General features: G+C 56.8%; 3 protein-coding genes and 3 pseudogenes. 3 read left to right on the top strand and 3 right to left on the bottom strand.

The window, feature by feature from the left end; all coding sequences use genetic code 11:
• Positions 1 to 183 precede the first annotated feature (183 nt).
• Positions 184 to 444, bottom strand: coding sequence for a hypothetical protein (locus B0G75_RS39680; protein WP_106285463.1), 261 nt, complete (start codon positions 442 to 444; stop codon positions 184 to 186).
• A gap of 97 nt (positions 445 to 541) precedes the next feature.
• Between B0G75_RS39680 and B0G75_RS39685 the strand changes: the two are divergent.
• Positions 542 to 800 (top strand): annotated as a pseudogene (locus B0G75_RS39685) (transposase); the annotation flags it as partial.
• A 996-nt stretch (positions 801 to 1,796) separates the two neighbouring features.
• Positions 1,797 to 3,374 (top strand): annotated as a pseudogene (locus B0G75_RS39695) (IS3 family transposase).
• Between the two features lie 103 nt (positions 3,375 to 3,477).
• Here the strand turns inward: B0G75_RS39695 and B0G75_RS39700 are convergent.
• Together B0G75_RS39700 and B0G75_RS39705 are read right to left on the bottom strand one after the other, a co-directional pair.
• Positions 3,478 to 4,866, bottom strand: coding sequence for an MATE family efflux transporter (locus B0G75_RS39700; RefSeq protein ID WP_243856932.1), 1,389 nt, complete (start codon positions 4,864 to 4,866; stop codon positions 3,478 to 3,480).
• Positions 4,867 to 5,707: 841 nt separating this feature from the next.
• A pseudogene (locus tag B0G75_RS39705) lies at positions 5,708 to 6,182 on the bottom strand (transposase); the annotation flags it as partial.
• 23 nt (positions 6,183 to 6,205) lie between these two features.
• On the opposite strand from B0G75_RS39705, the gene B0G75_RS39710 reads away from it, so the two are divergent.
• Positions 6,206 to 6,445 carry a type VI secretion system-associated FHA domain protein gene (locus B0G75_RS39710; RefSeq protein ID WP_106285461.1) on the top strand — a complete coding sequence of 80 codons (240 nt, stop codon included), beginning with the start codon at positions 6,206 to 6,208 and terminating at the stop codon, positions 6,443 to 6,445.
• Positions 6,446 to 6,691: the final 246 nt, after the last annotated feature.

The following is a 6,691-nucleotide window of genomic DNA, read 5'->3' on the forward strand; positions in this document are numbered from 1 at the left end:
TCAATCAGTTCGCCATTCTGTTCGGTGAGCGATTCACCGCCGCCATCAGCTGAGATTTTTAACCGGCCTCAGCACACGAAATTTCTGACACCTCCGCCGCAGCGTGCTCCGGACGCCGATATTAGCGACCTACTACCGTTCAACTTCGCCAAGCAGCAGCCCGTTACCGGGTAACGCACGTCGCTACCGCGCTTGGCCGAAGTATTGGCCCCACTGTTCCGAGTCGGGATCGAGTCGGCGCACGATCGCGTCGTCTGCCCGCGTGATCAGTCGTTCCAGCATCTGACGCTTCGTTACCGAGTAACGGCAAGCCAACCGTGTCAAAGCAAGATAGGCTTCTGTACTCACCCACATATCCAGACGTCGATCACCGTTGCCGTCCTTGCCTGCCGTCTCGCGCCTTGCCCGATAAGCCGCTTGCCGCTGCGCCGTCGTTTGCGTCATCTCCCACCTCCTCACTGTCGTTACCCGGTAACTATCGATGTGAAACATGTTACCCGGTAACGCGAGACCTAACGATGTGTGGCAGATTTGGCGCTTACAGAACGGCCTGCTCAAGCAGCTGACCAAGATGCTGGTGGAGCGTGCGTTAGAGACGGAGATGTCCGAACACCTGGGCCATGGCAAGAGCGAAGCGGTGACCAATGCCACGGGCAACACCCGTAATGGTCATAGCGCCAAGACGCTGCAGGGGGGGGGTGGCGAGTTGCCGCTCAACATCCCGCGCGACCGTCAGGGGGCGTTCGAGCCGAAGCTGGTGGAGCGCCATCAGAGGCGCTGGACGGGCTTCGACGACATCCTCCGCGGCGCGCCGGTAGCGGACTATACGAGCCCGCCAACAATTCGTCGCGTATCGTCGTCAATTCATGCTGGAGATTCTCCTCCATCATGCGCTTGCTGACACCGTCCACGCCTGGCGTGCGAGCCCCGCTGGAAGCCAGCGTAATGCGAGCCGCTTCGCTCAGCCACCCTGTCGGCAATCAGTCTCAGAAGTCGATCGAACTTGCGTTCTTTGTCCTCCGTCGACCATGTCGGCAGTTTGCTTTGCCTTTCACTGATTATCAAAGGTCTTCACCTCACTATGGTCAGCTAATCAACCCAGCAAACCACTTCAACTGCCTCCCTTCGCCATGTAGCCGGCTTTCCCGGCCTCGGACTAGTACGGAGGCTCCGCCAGCCTGCATATCATCGGGGGCACACTCCCTTGACATTTATGCAAGCCTTCCCCAGTTCACATGCTGGACTCAGCGCACGGGCGAGGTTGCCTATCGCAGTCTTTATCCTTGCTTGCCGCAAGTCGTCGCAGACACCACGGTCTAGCTGCGCGCGCTCCGTGATTCCAACTGGCCGGCATACATCTCCAGCCAGCGTTCGCGGCACCAGTCCATACGTATGACCGGTGCCGATCCGCGTCCTGCCTCTTAAGCGGTGTAGGCAGGGGTGACGATTCAACCCTCAGATGCGTTTCAATAGGTTCGTGTCCCTCAACCGTCCCATGCTCAGCCTAGAAGCTCATCTTGGCGTAACCGCTTCGCCGCAAGCTCCGTTTCCCACGGACTTCGTCACCTTGCCAGTGTCCAGCAAGTCACCGCCGCTTCGGCTCACTTTCTCTCGCAGCAGAGAAAGGGCATGCCCCGGTACCGCAACTTCAAATCTACCGGGTCCTGCATTCCAAACATGCTCAAGCAACTTCACCCCCATGTGGGCGGGCTACGTTGGCTGGGCGTACTGTACCCCCGGCGTCACAATAGATGTCGCCTCTGAATTTTTTAATATGAAAAACTCAGAGGTGCAGATTGAAGGCCAAACAGACGTATTCTGTTGAATTCAGGGAGCAGGCACTCGCGAAGGTCCTGCAACGCGGCAACCGGTCCGTAGGAACGGTTGCCGCGGAACTGAACATGAACGTATTAACCTTGAGGAAGTGGATCCGGGTGTCTAACGCCGCAAGCCGCAACACGGGGGCAGTCGATGCACGGCGCCCGGAAGACTGGTCTTTGGAAGAGCGCCTGCTGGCCTTGCAACAGAGCCATGGACTGAACGACGAAGCACTGAACGCGTGGTGTCGCGAACGGGGCCTGTTTGTCCATCATCTGTTCCAGTGGCGCGCGCAGTTCTGCTCTGCCGGCGCCGCCGGCAGCCCACGCGCAAACGCCTCAGAGGTGCGTGAGCTGAAACAGGCCAATGTGCAATTGCAGCGCGAACTGAAGCGCAAGGACCGCGCACTGGCGGAGGCAGCCGCGTTGCTCGTGCTCTCAAAAAAGTATCAGGCGCTGTTCGGGGGCGAGGACGAATGACTTCCCCTGAAGAGCGCGCGACATTGAACGAACTGATCAGCGAGGCGACCACAGCCGGGGCTCGCCAGGCACGTGCGTGTGCCATGCTGGGGCTGAGCGCGCGCACCGCGCAGCGCTGGCAAGGCGGCGGTCCTGACGCGGTCGATGGCCGCACCTTGCGCCGCCATGAGCCCGCCCACAAGCTGTCTGCAGAGGAACGCGCCGAACTGCTGGCGGTGGCCAACTCAGCCGAATTCGCTCATCTGCCACCTAGCCAGATCGTGCCTCGCCTGGCCGACCAACAGCGCTACATCGCCTCAGAATCGACGTTCTACCGGGTGCTGCGTGAAGAGAATCAGCTTGCTCATCGGCGCAGTGAACGACCAGCCCGCGCCCGCAGCAAGCCTCGCGCAGTATGTGCCGACGCGCCCAATCAGCTGTTTAGCTGGGACATCACCTACTTGCCGACGACGGTTCGTGGGCAGTATTTCTATCTCTATCTGTTCATGGACGTATTCAGTCGGATGATCGTCGGCTGGCAGGTCTATGCCGAGGAAAGCAGCGTGCTGGCCAGCGAAGTCCTCAGGGACCTTTGCGCACGCGAAGCGATACAGCCCGACCAGGTGATTCTGCATTCGGATAACGGCGGTCCGATGAAAGGTGCGACGATGCTCGCCACCCTGCAGGCTCTGGGTGTCATGCCGTCATTGAGTCGACCGGGCGTGAGCAACGACAACCCGTTTTCGGAATCGCTGTTCAAAACACTGAAGTACCGGCCTGCTTATCCGCTCAAGGCCGTTCGACACCCTATTTGCCGCGCGCACCTGGGTCACCGGGCTGGTGCGCTGGTACAACCACGAGCATCGTCACAGCGCGATCCGCTTCGTCACGCCGGCACAGCGGCACGCCAACCTCGATCAGCAGATTCTGGATCGCCGCGCGACGCTTTATGAGGCGGCAAGGCAGCGCAACCCTCTACGATGGAAAGGCCCCACGCGAAACTGGACGCGCGTACACACGGTCTATCTGAATCCCGATCAGACCGACAAGTCTGAACTCATTCGACGCCCCCACCAACAGGAGCAAAAAGCCGCCTGAATCCATTCGTTGAGGCGACATCTAGCTTGAAAATTTCCGCTGTATGTTTCTTCTATTCGCCAACGCTGCTGGAGCGATCGCCAAACTGCATGGCAGCATGACGTCATAAAGTACATTGAGAAATAATTCGTTGTAGGTGCCTTCGAACTGACTTACCGCCACCGACCGCAACCAGTGACATAACTAGTGCGCTCGGTAGCAGACCAAGAAAAACGCCGCACCAGACCCCCGGTCCTGAGACCAGGTCCACGCCACCTAGCCGAAGCCGATGCGTCGAGAACCCGTCTCCCAGAATCGCAACACCTATCCACAGGCTAATTATCTGCATAAACATGGGAAACGCATTAATACCAAGCGCACGCAAAGCCGCGGCGGCACCAGTTTGAACGCAGTCGACGAAAATCACTAATGACAGGAAGATCAGAATTTTATTTGAGGCCGCCAAAACTTTCTCGTCGGCCGTATTAAATCGGAGGACAGCGGCTCCAAAAAGCATATATAAAATGCCAAGTGAAAATCCGACTGCGATCGTGATGAAGATCGCTGTTCTTGCTTTGTGGAGCGCTCCAATTGGTCCTTCGAGCCCGAATGCGTGACTGACCTTGACAGAAACTAAAACTGCGAGGGAAAAGATCACCGTATAGCCGACGTTATAGAGATTGGAGACGATTTGATGCGCACCCAGCTGGTCGGCACTGAACTTGCCTATCAATATGGCCATGTATCCGAACGCTGTAACTTCGGAAAGCGTCGAAAATGCAACGGGGAGGCCAGTTCTCAGGAGAGCCATCAACTCAGATGGTTCTCGAGACAAAACAAAATCAAATCGGAATAGGGAAAACCGTCTATCGAATAGAAAAAGAAGTGTAGCGGCTATGCACATAATATAGAAGGCAATGGTGGTCGATAGTGCACAGCCAGTTAGGCCAAGGTGGAAGTGAGGGCTGTCGACCAAGGCCAGAGATAGGGCCACTTTTGCTATCAAACCGACACCCTGCAGTAGCGAAATATATATTGTGGCCCGGACCGAGTTCGCGATGCAGGCGATAACGCGAAAGAGAGCAGACGGCAAAGCACTAAACGTGAGAGTGTCAAGATAATCTTGAGTTGCGGCTACTAGATAAGACGATTGATTTGACCAATGATGGATTGTCGAAAAGTACTTCAAAACAAAAAAGACGAATATAGCAACAAAAAATCCCGACGCAAAGCCATAGTAAGCGATGTGTTTTAGTGTTGCTGCGGACTTCTCCGCTATAACCCTCGTGGCGTTTATGGTGATCGAAGAAAAAAACGCGGTCATGGTTACAATAAGCGGACCGTAAATCGCGTTCCCCAGTGCCAGGCCACCGAGTAGATCTGGCCTGCTGTTGCCGACAATAAGGGCGTCGGCAACAGAGTAGGCAACTACAAGCAGTTGCCCAACCCAGATTGAAAAGAAGAAGGAGAGATCGCGCTTCAAATTGAATGAAAATGATTCACGTTCGGACACTTGAAATCTCCGGCGCCAAGAAACCCTGTACCGTGAACGCACATGCAAGGCGCTGTTCTGCGATCGGTTTCCGGCGGTTGTACTGCTTTCTGAGCGACAACTCGTTCGTGCTGGATCAAACGTTTCCGACTGAGCGCCCATCCTTCTTCACAAAATTTCGAACGACAGGTCGCAGAGAAGTGCCCGGCTAAATGCAAACGAATTCCAATGTGCAGCTCTGACACCGGCTGCCAGCAGAGACAGGCAACAACCGGGCCAACTGCGAAAAAATTCAACAAAGTTTTCCGCTTGCATACAAATTGTTGGCTAGAGCACGGTGGCGCACCCGGCTAGGCACCATTGTGTCGCGAGCTCGACAAAGCCCATATCTGCGGCAAGGCTGTCCAGTTCGCGACATATCGGTAGGTGGTCTGAACGTGCCGCCTTATCTACAGCCCGTATCTGCGCTACGTGCTCTCAACGTTGAGGACCTCAGGATCAGGTCCGTTCTCAATATCCAAGCTCAAGGCGCTGTCCGGTCTCCGTCGCCGGTGGAATTCGGCAGGAAGCCGTCCGACTTATCCATGGCTCCATTCAGCGAGAGTTGGCGCCTCCACCAAATCCGCGGCGGTTCACAGCTGCCGTCGGATAGCTCGGCGGTGCCTCCGTAGCACATGCGACAAGTGCGCATGGTTTGTCGCAAAGGCCACCACTCGCAATCAAGAAAGGTCTCCACATGACTGACCTGGCTGGAGTTTGGTCATCCTTATGCTCATGGCACAGAAGCGGCACAAGGATGGACCGCGCAGCAATTCGCGATACTAATTGAGTGGCAGTTTCAAGGTGAAGGGCAACACAGAGCTATCGGATAAAGCGCCTCGAGCGCACGGCCTGCCAGACCTTCACCTCGTCACTGACGGCGTCGGTGACCGCCGAGATCAGCGTCGGCGAGACCTCCGTGCCATACATTTCTTCCAGATGCCCCTGGATCTCGCGCACGCTCAGGCCACGCGCATACAGCGAAACGATCTTGTCGTCGAAGCCCGTCCAGCGCGTCTGATGGCGCTCCACCAGCTTCGGCTCGAACGCCCCCTGACGGTCGCGCGGGATATTGAGCGGCAACGCGCCAAACTCCCCCTGCAGCGTCTTGGCGCTATGACCATTACGGGTGTTGCCCGTGGCATTGGTCACCGTTTCGCTCTTGCCATGGCCCAGGTGCTCGGACATCTCCGTCTCTAACGCACGCTCCACCAGCATCTTGGTCAGCTGCTTGAGCAGGCCATTCTCGCCTACAGGTCTTGCGGCTTCTGGTAATTCGCCAGCAGGCTGTCTGCCAGCTTGACGAGTTCCGAATCAACTGTTGAAGGATGTCAGCCCGGAACATATCGTCCAGCAAGTTGCGCAGCGTCGCTGGTACGAGCGGCTTATCTCGCACATGAATGAGAACCGGGCTTGGGGGCGGTACCGCAGCCTGCATCGATCTATGCTGGATGCGGTGGAGGACGATTTCAACACTGTGTTCGGTAACGCATTCTTGGCGGCCTATGACGCGGAAGTCGAGCTGTATCGGCAACGACGCAAAGAGTCAGCCCAATGCTGAAGTTGACCACCGCACAATGCTCCCATGCTGGTGAGCGGGCCACAAATGAAGACGTCCTTGGGGTACGCATCCGCGAGCACGACGCATGCTTCATGCTTAGCGATGGCGTGGGCGGCGAGACGGGGGAAGGACATGCTGCCAAGTTGGCCATGTAAGCGGTGTTTTCTCCACACTACGGAAGAAGCATGAGGAGCGGCGCTCTTCTAGAACGGCATATCGTCGAAACGCGGCGTGGCTAATGACCGT

Source organism: Paraburkholderia sp. BL18I3N2, from assembly GCF_003001875.1.
Classification (GTDB): domain Bacteria; phylum Pseudomonadota; class Gammaproteobacteria; order Burkholderiales; family Burkholderiaceae; genus Paraburkholderia; species Paraburkholderia phytofirmans.